Source organism: Pseudomonas sp. GW821-FHT02A08 (assembly GCF_059422045.1).
The window spans coordinates 82495-95428 of record NZ_JBWKWD010000004.1 but is presented as its reverse complement, the minus strand read 5'-3'; the positions used below and the strand labels follow the sequence as shown (position 1 = coordinate 95428).

Here is a 12934-nt window from a genome sequence, read left to right as displayed (position 1 = left end):
CGCGAAGGAGTGCGCAGCACTCACCAAACTTACACATGCGCCGCCTCCAGCAAGATCCGCCCGCTTGAGCAAGTGGCGGTTTCGTTGCGATAGGCGAAATACAATTTGCCACGCGCCGGGTCGAAGCGCAGGTGCAGCTGGATTTCATCCCCCGGGCGCACCAGTTGCTGGAACTTCAAGACTTCCATGCCGGCGAATTTTTTCGGCAGGTTCATCAGTTGCTGGCCCAGGCTCAGCGCCCACTCCACCTGCACCACGCCAGGCAACACCGGCGCCTTGGGGAAATGACCACTGAAATAGGCCAGGTCCGGTGGCACGGCCAGTTGCAGGCTCCACTCTCCACTGCTTTCGACTTGCTCCAGCACCTCAGGCGCTATGGGGCGCGGCGCCAGCAGCAGGGTGTCGACGTCGGCCTGGGGCAGTTTGCCCTGAGCGTTCAGCGGCAGTTGTCGCAGCAGGCGCCAGCGTCTTGGCAGGGCCAGGGCTTCGCAGTGTTGGCTCAGGTGCTGGCGCAATTGCTCGGTGAGGCTGCGTCGGCCCTGATTGCGTAGAACATGCAAACCAACCTCGCTCAGCACCAGCAAAGCCCCCAGGGAGGCGCGTTTTTCCTGAACGACACCGAGCCGCGCTTCGACGACCCATTCATGGGCCGTCAGCGCCTGTTCCAGCATTGGCAACGAGATGCGTTTTTCTTCCAGCTTGACGATCCGGTCCAGTCGCCCAAGCAACTCGAAGCGCCCGTCGGCAGAGATGCGCGCGGCATCGGCAGTGTGTTCGACAAGGCCAATGGGCAAATACGGCGAAGCGATCAGCAGCGCACCCTCACTGTCTTGGGTCAGCGTGACATCGGCAAAGGGCTGCCAGAGTTCCGCGCCCTGACGCCAGGCGATGCCACCGGTTTCCGAACTGCCGAAGATTTCCGTTGGCCATTGCCCCAGACGCTCATGCAGGCTCTGTGCGGCCTCGACCGGCAATGCGCCGCCGGAGGAAAACACCCGGCGTACGGAGCTCAAGGCCGGCCAGTCGAGGTTGTCGCCCATGCGCTTGAGCAGCGCCGGGCTGGCCACCCAGGCGAAGGCCGGGTGCTCGCGGCTGGCGCGTTGCAGGTCTTCCGGAAAGGCCAACTGCCGACGCAGGAACGGGCGTCCGGCGCACAGCGGCCACAGCACTCGAAACAGCAGGCCGTAGATGTGCTGGGTGGCGACGCTGCCAATGATGCACGCCTGGTCCAGGTCGGCGCCCCACAGCTGCTCCAGGGCTTGGACTTCATTGGCCAGTTGGCGCAGGTTTTTTTCGATGCGCTTGGGTTCGCCACTGGAGCCGGATGTGCACAGGCTGAGTCGGCAGTTATCCAGGTCCAGCGCGGCGGCACTGAGCGGCGGCTGTTGGAGGTCGCCAAGGTGCGCATCGTCGGGCTGATCGCTCAGCCACAGATCAACTTCGCCTGACCAGCGTTGGCGGGTCTGGGGTTGCAGGTCAGACGGCAGCAGCACGCTGACCCCGGCACGCCAGGCGCCGAACAGGGTAATCGCCAGGTCGGCGGCATCTTCAAGGTGCACGGCCATCTGCCGGACACCCCGGGCTTGCAGGCCGGCGGCCAGGCGCAGTGCCTGTTCGCACAGTCGGGCGTGATCCAGTGCCGGAGCGGTCGTTACGGCGCGCTCCGGCTGAGCCTTGAGCAGCAGGTGCTCAAGTTTTATCCAATTCATGGGCGGCCTCGTACCCTTTGTCGTATGAGCCATTCAAGGGCAAACATCAGGCCTATCAATCCGTAGGAAATCAGGCCGGTGTACAGCGTCCACCAGCTCAGCGGCGCCCAGAGGGTCAGGGCGGCGGCACACAAACCGTTGCATAGAAAAAAAACGCTCCAGGCGATGGTCACCTGGCGGGTGTAGCGAATGCCCTCGGCTGGCAGTTGCGGCTCGCGTACCCGGGCCAGGCGTTCGATTATCGGTGGGCCGAATGCCAGGCTCGATCCGAACAGCACCAGCATGAGACTACTGATCAACACCGGATACCAACGCAGCAGCGCCGGGCTGTCGAACAGTGCCAGCAACAGGCAGAACACAATGGCCGCGGTGGCCATCCACAGGCTGCCGGGCCGACGTTTGCCGGTCAGCGCCCGGGCCAGCCACAGTCCGCCCAGCAGCAACCCGAACTGCCACGGGGCGAAATGCTCCATGCCGAAATACACCGCAAAGGGATACAAAAGGCCCGCCAGCAGCAGGCCGAGGCCAATCAGTCGATTCATGCGGCCGGTTGAACCAGACGGTAGACCGCCTCGACCACGTCACTGACGGTACGCACCGATTTGAATTCTTCGGCGGCGATTTTCTTGCCGGTCTGACGCTTGATGTGATCAATCAGGTCGACCGCGTCGATGCTGTCGATTTCCAGGTCCTGATACAGGTTGGATTCCAGGCTCACGCGCTCAGGGTCCAGTTCGAAAAGCTCGACCAAGGCATCGCGCAGGGTGTTGAAAATGTCGTCACGAGTTTGCATGGTCCGGTCTCAAGCTGCCTGTTTTGCGGTGACGAACGCCGCAAGGCTCGCCACGTTACTGAAGTGATTACGTGTGTCCTTGGCATCGGCGTCGATTTTGATACCGTACTTTTTCTGGATGGCCAGGCCCAGTTCCAGGGCGTCCACCGAGTCCAGGCCCAGTCCTTCGCCGAACAGGGTCTGGTCATTGCCGATGTCGTCGGCACTGATGTCTTCCAGGCCAAGGGCGTCGATGATAAGCATTTTGATATCACGGTGCAGATCGCTCATCTTCGGCGAGCTCCTTAATAAAGTAAGAATGTAGATAATCGTTGAGCTTGCGCGAGGCCTGCGGAGCCGGCCCCTGCGAGGCGAAGGTCTGTGGGTCTATATCGGCCCCGACCCGGAAACTGAAGTGCACGCGCCGCTTGGGGATGCGATACCAGGGTTCGGCCTTGGTCAATGTGGTCGGGCTGACCTTGATAATGACCGGGGTGAGGATTTTCGCACCACGCAGGGCGATTGCCGCGCCGCCCCGATGAAAGGCCGGCGGCTGGCCGGGTCGGGTGCGCGTACCTTCCGGGAAAATGATCAGGGTCTGGCCGTCTTTCAGCGCGTCGGCGGCGGCGTCGAGCATGTCCATGCTGCCGTCGTTACTGATGTACTCGGTGCAGCGCAGCGGTCCGCGGGTGAAAGGGTTTTCCCAGAGGCTTTGCTTGACCACGCAGTTGGCGTGACGCACCAGGCCGATCAGAAACACCACGTCGATCAGCGATGGGTGATTGGCGAAGATCATTTGCCCGGGACGGCCGAGCTTTTCCGCGCCTTCAATGCTGTAGGTCAGCACCCCGGTACGGGCCATGAAACGCACAAAAATCCAGAAACAGCGGCTGACCGTTTGCCGGGCCCGCAACCGATGGGTCCGGGCGTCGCCGGGCAGGCAGTTCAGCACAGGGAAAATCACCAGGCGCAGGCACAGCCCGCCCAGCCCGAACAGGGCAAAGCTCGCGGCGGTGGCCAGCAAACGCCAGTAGTAGGCGTCGCGGTTTTTTTCGGTCACAGGTTGCGTTGCCAGGTCCATACACGATTTTTCCAGGCATGTTGGCAGGTGGTTTGCTGGCCGAGCAGCGCACACAACAGATTCAGCGCGTGGGGCCAGCGGGAGTTGGACAACGCATCCGAGGGGCTGTTCAGGGACAACTGCCAGTCGGTACCTGGGGTAATCAGCAGGCCGACGGCATAAGGGAACGGCACGTCGTCGATCCAGGTCGAGTAAGCCTCGGGCGGCCGCTCTTCGGTGATCACCAGCAGTACCGCGCCAGCGCCTTCAGCCAGCAGCGCGGCAGCTTCGAGCATGCCATGTTCCAGGCCATCGCCTGCGGCGGCCAGGGCGGTCATTTCGCTGGTTTCACCACGCATGATCGACCACAAGCCAATGATTGCGTTATGCACCGACAAGCTGAACCGGGTTGGCGACAGCGGCTGATCGGTGGCCAGGTCGCTGAGAATCTCGACCGTGCGGGGCGTTTCGCCGTGACGGGAAACAAAGACCAATGGCAGATCCTGCCGACCTTCGGCCAATGGCCAGCCGACACTGAATGCCATGCGCGCCAGACGGCTGAGCCGCCGACGTTGCATGGCCGGCAGAAAGGAAACGTCGGGAGCGGCATCGCTGTCCGGCAGCACGACCGGTTGTCGGCACCAGGCCTGCCAGTCGGACACGCTATCAAGCCCCGGGGCCCAGGCGCGCCATTGGGCGATGTTGAAGTTGATCACAGACATTCATCCCACCCTCACGGGCTTACTTGACGCGGGGGAGCGGCCGATGGCCGAGACTTACCCTGCGTGGCGTTTGGCGCCGAGTGGCGGGCATTATCCCGGTGCCGGGAACGTGTAGCAAATGCTGGATACATTCTGCTCGGCAAGATGAAGCGGCTGGCTCTCAAAATTTGAAGGATTGGTAATTATTCACGGAATTATGACTCCGTTTGTCGGTTCTGGCGTCGAATCGCCGGGGTGTTCAGGGCTTTTCAAGCAGGAGAAGGCAACTGACTGTGTAGTCCTTGCACTGGTGAGGTAGCGTAGCCATACCATGGCCCACTACACTCGGTCATTCTTTGATACACGGAGGTTTTGTCATGCGGCGCGTGGTGTTCAATCAGAAAGGTGGCGTTGGCAAATCCAGCATTGCCTGCAATCTGGCGGCGGTCAGTGCCAGCGAGGGTTTTCGCACCTTGTTGGTGGATCTCGATGCCCAGGCCAACTCCACTCAGTACCTGACGGGGCTCACCGGTAACGATATTCCGATGGGCATCGCCGATTTCTTCAAGCAGACGCTGTCTTCCGGGCCGTTCTCCAAAAAGAATCAGGTCGACATCTACGAAACCCCGTTCGATAACCTCCATGTCATTACCGCCACCGCCGAACTGGCGGACTTGCAGCCAAAGCTTGAAGCCAAGCACAAGATCAACAAGCTGCGTAAGTTGCTGGAAGAACTGAGCGAAGACTACGACCGGATTTACCTGGATACCCCGCCAGCGCTGAATTTTTATGCGGTTTCGGCGTTGATTGCCGCTGATCGTGTATTGATCCCCTTCGATTGCGACAGCTTTTCACGCCAGGCGCTGTACGGCCTGATGGCGGAAATCGAAGAGTTGAAGGACGACCATAACGAAGGCCTGGAAGTCGAAGGCATCGTCGTCAACCAGTTCCAGGCCCGCGCCAGCCTGCCCCAGCAAATTCTCGATGAACTGATCGCCGAAGGCCTGCCGGTGTTGCCGGTGTACCTGGCCAGCTCGGTACGCATGCGTGAATCCCACCAGGCCAATACGCCGCTGATCCATCTCGACCCGCGGCACAAGCTGACCCAGCAATTCGTCGAGCTGCATAACCTTCTGGAAAACGCCTGATTCTGGCTGCCAACACAAAACCCATGTGGGAGCGGGCTTGCTCGCGAAGGCGTTGTATCAGTCAACATAGATGTTGAGTGAAACGGCCTCTTCGCGAGCAAGCCCGCTCCCACAGGGTTGCGTGGTGTTTCAGATGCCCTGGCTACGCAGCCAGGCGATCAACTGCGCTAACGGAAAGGCCCCGCTCTGCCGGGCTATTTCCCGGCCGTTCTTGAACAGGATCAGGCTCGGAATCGAGCGAATCCCCAGCTGCGCCGACAACTGCTGGTTCGCCTCGCTGTCCAGCTTGGCCAGCCGACACTTGCCGGCCAGTTGCCCTGCCGCCTGCTCGAACACCGGTGCAAACGACTTGCACGGCCCGCACCAGTCCGCCCACACATCCACCAGCAGCGGCAGATCGCCCTTGATCTGGCTGGCGTAGTCGCCTTGCTTCAATTCAAACGGTTTGCTCAGCAGGACTTCAGCCTTGCAGCGTCCGCATTTGGGGTGATCGTTGAGCCGCTCAGCGGGAATGCGGTTGAGGCCGTTGCAGTGGGGGCAGGGGATGAGTAGTGGGTCGGTCATGACAAATCGTCCAGTCAAAAGCGAATGATCCTTATCTGGAGACATGACTCCAGATTTTCAATCGTGCAGTGCCTCACGACGAACAACTGATCTCCAGATGCTTGCCCCATTCCGGTGGTCGCTCGGCATAGCTTTCCATCCCCGGCTGTTCCTCGAACGGGTTGCTCAGCACGGCGTGCAGTCGGCGGACTTCCGTGTAGTCGCCGCTCTGCGCCGCATCGATGGCCTTTTGCGCCAGGTAGTTGCGCAGGATGTACAGCGGGTTGACCGCGTGCATCCGCTGGCGGCGCTGCTCTTGATCAAGCGTGCCTTCACGGGCCACCCGGGCGACGTAGAGTTCGCCCCAGGCATCGAAGCCCTTGAGGTCGATGAAGTCGTCACGCAAGCGGGTGATGGCCTGTTCCGGTGTTTCATCACCCAATCGGCGGAAAAACAGGCTGTAGTCGACGCCGCTGTTCTGCATCAGTTGCAACAGGTTCTCCAGCAGTTTCTGATCGTCATCCTCCGCGGTGGTCAGGCCGAGGCGGCGGCGCATCAGGTCCAGGTAATGGGCCTGGAACAGCGGCAGGTACAGGCCGAGGGTTTCGCGCAGGGCTTCGACGCTGATGAACGGCGTCAGGGCCTGGGCCAGGGCGCTGAGGTTCCACTGGCCAATCGGCACCTGGTTGCTGAAGGAGTAACGCCCCTGGTCGTCGGAGTGGTTGCAGATGAAGTTGGCGTCGAAGTCGTCGAGGAAGGCGAACGGACCGAAATCGAAGGTGATGCCCAGGATCGACATGTTGTCGGTGTTCATCACGCCGTGGCAGAAGCCATAGGCCTGCCACTTGGCGATCAGTTCGGCGTTGCGCTCCACCACTTCGCGGAACATCGCCAGGTACGGTTCCGGTTGTTCCAGGCACTCGGGAAAATGCATGGCCAGCACATGATCACCGAGCTCTTTCTGCTGCTCGGGGCGTTTGGTGTAGTAGAAATATTCGAAGTGCCCGAAGCGCACATGGCTCGGCGACAGACGCAAGAGCATGGCCGCGCGCTCCTGCTTTTCGCGCCACACCGGGGTATCGGAGCCAATCACGCACAGGGCGCGGGTGGTCGGGATATTCAGCGCGTGCAGTGCTTCGGATGCGAGGAATTCACGGATCGACGAACGCAGCACCGCACGGCCGTCGCCCATGCGTGAAAACGGCGTCTGGCCGGCGCCCTTGAGGTGCAGGTCCCAGTGTTCGCCGGCCTCGTTGTACACCTCGCCGAGCAACAGGCCGCGACCGTCGCCCAGTTGCGGGTTGTAGGAACCGAACTGATGCCCGGAATAGACCATCGCCCTTGGAATCGCGTCGGCCCAGAGCTTGTGGCCGCTGAACAGTTCGGCGAACTCCGGGGTTTCGGCCACGGCCGGGTCGAGGTCCAGCAACGCCATGGCGGCGGGGCTGGCCACGACCAGGCGCGGATTCTCGATGGGCTCGGGCAGCACATGGGCGGAAAACGCTTCGCCCAGGCGGTCGAAACGGTTATCGAAAGTGAGTTCGTCGAGGGCTTTCAAGGGCCGGCTCCAGCAGAATGTCCGAGCATTCTGCTGGGGAATGGCCGGTTAGTCGAGTTTGGCCGCGGGCGGTTCTTGCGCCGGCTTGCCGTCGACGATCGGCACGATGGTTTTCGCTTCCGGCTCGATCGGCACCATCTTGTATTCCTGGCCGTGCAGGTTCTTGAGGTAAACCTCCATCTGCCGGAACGAAATATTGATGTGCTGCTTCTTGAACTCGCGGTTGATGAAACGGTTGACCTCGTCGAGCACCGGGTTGCGGTCGCCGAGGTCGCGCACGTGCATGCGCAACTCGTGGTCGAGGGTGCTTTCGCCGAAGTTCAGGAAGTACACGTGCGGCTCCGGGTCTTTCAGCACGCGCGGGTTATCCCGTGCAGCCTTGAGCAACAGCTCTTTCACCAGGTCCAGGTCCGAGCCATAGTCGACGCCGAGCTTGAGGGTCACCCGGGTGATGGTGTCGGTCAGCGACCAGTTGATCAGTTGCCCGGTAATGAACGTCTTGTTCGGGACGATGATGTCCTTGCGGTCGAAATCGGTGATGGTCGTGGCGCGGATGCGAATCTTGCTCACCGTGCCCGACAGGTTGCCGATGGTGATGGTGTCACCGATCCGAACCGGACGTTCGAACAGGATCATGATGCCGGAAATGAAGTTGGCGAAGATTTCCTGCATGCCGAAACCGAGGCCGACCGACAGCGCCGCCACCAGCCATTGCAACTTGTCCCAGCTGACGCCCAGGGTCGACAGGGTCGAGACGAAACCGACGCCGGCGATCACGTACGACAGCAACGTGGTGGTCGCGTAGGCGCTGCCCTGGGCCAGGTTGAGCTTGGACAGTACGAAGACTTCCAGCAGGCCCGGCAGGTTGCGCGCCAGGGCGAAGGTGATGCCGATGATGATCAGCGCACCGAGCATGTCGCCGATGCTGATTGGCACCATGCTCATATTGGCGCCGGTGCCGCTGGTGTATTCGTAGAGGGTGACGTTGTCCAGGTACGAGAACACCGTAATCAGGTCGGCCCAGACCCAATACAATGCCGCCATGAAGCCGCCGAGCAGCGCCAGGCGGATCAGGCGCAGGGACTGTTCGTTGACCTTCTCGATGTCCATGCTCGGCTCTTCGATCACCCCCTCGCCGTCTCCGGCCTCTTTCGCCGCCTGACGTTTGGCCAGGGCGCGCTGGTAGGCCAGCCGCCGGGCCGCCACGCTGAGGCCGCGCACGAAGGTGGCTTCGATCACCAGCCAGAACATCAGCAGGTACAGGGTGTTGATCAAGCGGTCGCTGAGCTTCAGCGCGGTGTAGTAGTAGCCGAAGCACACCGCCACGAACAGCGCGACGGGCAGGGCGGTGAACAGGATCCCCACGAGCTTGCGGAACAGCGAGGCGTTCTCGTGGGTCGGGCTGCTGATGAGCAAGCGGCTGAGCAGCAAGGTCATCAAGGCGTAGCAGGTGAGCACCACCGGCATGCCCATCACGTCATCGGCCAGCGCCGCCGGCTGCAGTTCGGCAACGGCCACGACGGTTACCAATGCCATCACCACGATGCCGAGGCGGCGGATCCATCTGCGCAGGAATTCCACCTGCGGCTTTTCCCAGCGGAAATGCAGTTCTGCCACGCCACCCGGTGCGAGGATCCGGTAGGCGGTGTAGAACACCAGCCAGGCCCCGGCCATTTGCAGCAGCGCCGCGCCCATATTGGCGTTCTGCCCACGGGCGTCGATTTGCAGGGCCAGCCCGCACAATGCGAGGCCCAGGGAAACCGGCATCGCCAGCAGGATGTTGATCAGAATCGCCTGCGGGGTGTGCCACTGGCTATCGCGTTTGAAGTGACCGATGTCCTGGTGAACCTTGTTCAGTCGAGCGTACAGACTCTTGCGCCGCCACAGCAGCGCACCGATCAGCAGCGCCAATGGCAGGAACAGCAGCGGGCGTTGGGTCAAGCCGTCGGTCAGTTCGCTCAGGCTTGAAAGTACCGGGAGTGAATCGAGTTGCCGCTGGAGGCGATCCGGTACGCTGTGAATCCACTCCAGGTCCAGCGGCTTGTTGCTGGGAATCCAGAACATCTGCTCATCGAGGGTCGCGCGCAGGCTTTGCGCGGTGCTGAGCAGTTGTTTCTGGTTCAGTTGCAGAGTGATGGATTCATTGAGCACTGCGCTCAGTTCGCGATTGAGCCGCTCGAGCAGGTCGGCGCGGGTGGTGGCCAGTTCCATCAGGCTTTTGCGCAGCGCAGGCGTGACTTGCTCGGGGGGTTGGGTCGACAGCAGGTTTTCGACGTAGGTGGCCGGATTGCTCAGCAATTCCCGTTGCTGGCTGACTTCGAACTGATACAGGCGAATGTCGGCGATCTGATCGGCCAGGTTGCGGTCGAGCCGCAGGCGCGGCAACGCCTGTTTCTGTTTGTAGAGAATCTTCGAGAGCAGCAGGCTGCCTTTGAGCACGTTGATTTGCTCGTCCAGGGCCGCGTCGCTCTGGGTCAGGCTGTCCAGTTGCTGCTTGGTCTGCAGGTTCTGCTGGGTAACTTCGTTCAGGCGGTCGGTGCTTTTGAGCAGGTAGTCCGAGAGCTTCAGGTTGGCTGCGCTTTCGGTGGCCAAAAGGCTGCTGCCGCCGGCCTTCTGCGCTTCGATGGATTGCTGGGTGACCGTTTCCTGGGACAGCGCCAGACGCTTCTGGTTGATCAGGGTTTGCAGTTCCTGGATTTCCTGATCCAGGCGGTCGGATCGCTCCGACAACAGGTCATGCTGGCTGTTGCCGAGGTCTTGCAATTGGGTATTGCCGGCCAGTTCCTGGCGCCGCAGCGGGATCAGGGCGTTCAGCGCTGAAAGCTCGGCATTGAGCTGGTCGCGCTGTTCGGCGCTCAAGGTCTTGCCGGCGTCCTTGCCGTTCTTGAGGATGGTGTTGATCTGCTGAATGCGTGTCTGGCTGCTGGAAATCTCCGCCTGGGCGCGCTCGGGGCGGGTCTGGGCGGTGATGGTCAGGCTGTTGGCATCGGCCAGGGCTTTTTGCAGGTCGCTTTGCTGGGTGGAGCGCTCAGTGAGCATTTGTTCCAGCTGCTGGATCGGTTCCTTGGCGAAACGCTGCGCCACCGGCACCACGGTGCTGGCCTTGAGGCGGGTCAGTTCACGCTGGTTCTCGGCGGTCTGTTTGGGCGCATTGCTCAATTGCTGCTTGAGCGCGGCCAGCTTCTGCTCGTAGTCACGTTTGTTGTTGAGCTGGCTCAGCGTGCCTTGCAGGAGCGATTGCAGGGCCTTCTGATCGGCTTCCGGCAATTTGCGGTCGGCGATCTTGTCCAGGCTCGCTTGCACGGCTTCTCTGGAGGGCGGTTCGGCCGCTTGCAAAGTACTGACAGAGAGACTCAAGCCCAGCAGGGCGATGGCGAAGATGGAGCGCAGATTAGGCATAAAGACCGGTCAAGCAAGTGATAGTGGAAGCAGTTTAGAGGAAGAGTCCGGGGCCGGGGCGACTTCCTTCGGGGAATCTGACGCCCACTTTACCGATCTTGTTCCCGTCCATGACGGCCACGGTCCAAATGGTGTTGTTCCATTCCACCTGGTCACCCACCACCGGCGCGCCGCCAACCTTCTGGGCAATGAAGTGCCCCAGGGACATGTCCGGATCGATGCCTTCGACCTTCAGGCCATAGAGGGCTGCAACCGCGGCCAGCTGGGCGTCTCCTTCGAGTACGAAGTCGCCGAAGAAACGCAGATCGAGGCCCCGTTGTGGCGCCTGGCTGAAGAGTTTTCCGAGGGCCGGCAGGTTGTGTTCATGGCCGATAACACATAGCAAATCATCGACTTTCAGCACCGTACTACCCGACGGATGGAGCAATTGTTGGCCACGAAACAGGGCGGCGATACGGGTGCCTTCGGGCATTTTCAGTTCGCGCAGGGGCGAACCGATGCACCATTTTTCCGCGCCGAGGCGATAGACGAACAGCTCCCACTCGCTGGTGACGTGTACTTCCAGGGCCGACCGGGAGATCGGCGCAGGCTCCGGGGGAACCGTCACCTTCAGCAGTTTGGCGACCCACGGCAGGCTCGTGCCCTGAACCAGCAGCGACACCAGCACGATAAAGAACGCGAGGTTGAAGTACAGCTGGGCGTTGGGCAGGCCGGCCATCAGCGGGAACACCGCGAGAATGATCGGGACCGCGCCGCGCAGACCGACCCAGGAGATGAACGCCTTCTCGCGACCATGGAACGCCTTGAACGGCAGCAGGCCAACCATCACCGACAGTGGCCGGGCAAACAGAATCATCCACAGCGCCAGGGCCAGTGCCGGCAAGGCGATAGGCAGCAGGTCGTGGGGCGTCACCAGCAGCCCCAGCACCAGGAACATGCCGATCTGCGCTAGCCAGGCCATGCCGTCGAGCATGTGCAGGATGCCGTGGCGACTGCGCACCGGTCGGTTGCCGATCACCAGGCCGCAGATGTACACCGCCAGGAAACCGCTGCCGTGCAGGGCGTTGGTCAGGGCAAACACCACCAGGCCGCCGGCAATCACCAGGATCGGATACAGGCCGGTGGCCAGGTTGATGCGATTGACCAGTTGCAGCATGAGCCAGCCACCGCCCAGGCCGATGATGCCACCGATGCCGAATTCGCGGATCAGGTGGGTCAGCAGGCTCCAGTGCAGGCCGGTCTGGCCGCTGGCGAGCATGTCGATGAGGGTGACGGTGAGGAACACCGCCATCGGGTCGTTGCTGCCGGATTCGATTTCAAGGCTGGCGGTTACCCGTTCGTTCAGGCCTTTGCCACCCAATAGCGAGAACACCGCGGCGGCGTCGGTGGAGCCGACGATGGCGCCGATCAGCAGGCCCTGGATCAGGTTCAGTTTGAACAGCCATGCGGCCGCCATGCCGGTCAGCCCGGTGGTAATCAGCACTCCGACCGTGGCCAGGGAGAGCGCCGGCCATAAAGCCACGCGGAAACTCGACACCCGGGTGCGCAGGCCGCCGTCGAGCAGGATCACCGCCAGCGCGAGGTTGCCCACCAGATAAGCCGTGGGGTAGTTATCAAAAAGAATGCCGGCGCCATCGACACCGGCCGCCATGCCGACGGCCAGGATGATCACCAGAATCGGGATGCCGAGACGGGACGAAAGTGAGCTCACCAGAATGCTCGCACCTACCAGCAACGCGCCGATCAAGAACAGGCTGTTGATGGTCGTCGCATTCAAAGGCAGTACTCCAGAAAGCTGAAAGGCGGGCGCAAACTGACCATGCAGTCTGCGTGCCAGCGATTCTAACCTGTTGAAATGTGATGCTGTCAAAAAGCTTTTCACTAAGGCGAACGCAGGTTATCCCTGTAGCAGCTGGCGAAGCCTGCGTTCGGCTGCGAAGCAGTCGCTGAATCTGATACCGCGGTGTTTCAGGTGATTCGAGGACTCGGATTTTACGACTGCTTCGCAGCCGAACGCAGGCTTCGCCAGCTGCTACAGGGGGCG

Annotated in this window: 11 protein-coding genes; 1 reads left to right on the top strand and 10 read right to left on the bottom strand. The window is 61.5% G+C overall.

Annotation, left to right across the window (positions count from 1 at the left end; genetic code table 11):
* Nucleotides 1-29: 29 nt before the first annotated feature.
* From AC07W4_RS04660 to AC07W4_RS04635, 6 genes are read right to left on the bottom strand one after another with little or no spacing between them, the layout of a single operon-like run.
* Entirely contained in the window at nt 30-1709 is a 1680-nt protein-coding gene (locus AC07W4_RS04660) for an ApeI family dehydratase (RefSeq protein ID WP_495031679.1), read from the bottom strand.
* Complete coding sequence (locus AC07W4_RS04655) at nt 1706-2251, bottom strand: COG4648 family protein (RefSeq protein ID WP_495031678.1); 546 nt, start codon at nt 2249-2251, stop codon at nt 1706-1708. The genes AC07W4_RS04660 and AC07W4_RS04655 overlap by 4 nt, the downstream gene beginning before the upstream one ends.
* Nucleotides 2248-2502 carry an acyl carrier protein gene (locus AC07W4_RS04650; RefSeq protein ID WP_007992314.1) on the bottom strand — a complete coding sequence of 85 codons (255 nt, stop codon included), beginning with the start codon at nt 2500-2502 and terminating at the stop codon, nt 2248-2250. Before AC07W4_RS04650 ends, AC07W4_RS04655 begins: the two co-directional genes overlap by 4 nt.
* A gap of 9 nt (nt 2503-2511) precedes the next feature.
* Complete coding sequence (locus AC07W4_RS04645) at nt 2512-2772, bottom strand: phosphopantetheine-binding protein (RefSeq protein ID WP_008047930.1); 261 nt, start codon at nt 2770-2772, stop codon at nt 2512-2514.
* On the bottom strand, nt 2753-3562 hold the full coding sequence (locus tag AC07W4_RS04640; protein WP_495031677.1) for a lysophospholipid acyltransferase family protein: 810 nt from the start codon (nt 3560-3562) through the stop codon (nt 2753-2755). Before AC07W4_RS04640 ends, AC07W4_RS04645 begins: the two co-directional genes overlap by 20 nt.
* On the bottom strand, nt 3538-4263 hold the full coding sequence (locus AC07W4_RS04635) for a beta-ketoacyl synthase chain length factor (protein ID WP_008047934.1): 726 nt from the start codon (nt 4261-4263) through the stop codon (nt 3538-3540). The genes AC07W4_RS04640 and AC07W4_RS04635 overlap by 25 nt, the downstream gene beginning before the upstream one ends.
* Before the next feature lie 356 nt (nt 4264-4619).
* Between AC07W4_RS04635 and AC07W4_RS04630 the strand changes: the two genes are divergently transcribed.
* Nucleotides 4620-5390: a ParA family protein gene (locus AC07W4_RS04630; protein ID WP_008016979.1), complete on the top strand. Its 771-nt coding sequence runs from the start codon at nt 4620-4622 to the stop codon at nt 5388-5390.
* 129 nt (nt 5391-5519) lie between these two features.
* Here the strand turns inward: AC07W4_RS04630 and trxC are convergent, their stop codons facing one another.
* The 4 genes from trxC to AC07W4_RS04610 form a co-directional block, all read right to left on the bottom strand.
* Nucleotides 5520-5954: a thioredoxin TrxC gene (trxC, locus tag AC07W4_RS04625; RefSeq protein ID WP_495031676.1), complete on the bottom strand. Its 435-nt coding sequence runs from the start codon at nt 5952-5954 to the stop codon at nt 5520-5522.
* 73 nt (nt 5955-6027) lie between these two features.
* Nucleotides 6028-7491, bottom strand: a complete 1464-nt coding sequence (gene selO, locus AC07W4_RS04620; protein WP_495031675.1) for a protein adenylyltransferase SelO — start codon at nt 7489-7491, stop codon at nt 6028-6030.
* Nucleotides 7492-7539: 48 nt separating this feature from the next.
* Nucleotides 7540-10890 carry a mechanosensitive channel MscK gene (gene mscK, locus AC07W4_RS04615; protein ID WP_495031674.1) on the bottom strand — a complete coding sequence of 1117 codons (3351 nt, stop codon included), beginning with the start codon at nt 10888-10890 and terminating at the stop codon, nt 7540-7542.
* A gap of 34 nt (nt 10891-10924) precedes the next feature.
* Nucleotides 10925-12667 (bottom strand): potassium/proton antiporter, encoded by a 1743-nt coding sequence (locus AC07W4_RS04610; protein WP_495031673.1) that lies wholly within the window; start codon nt 12665-12667, stop codon nt 10925-10927.
* Nucleotides 12668-12934: the final 267 nt, after the last annotated feature.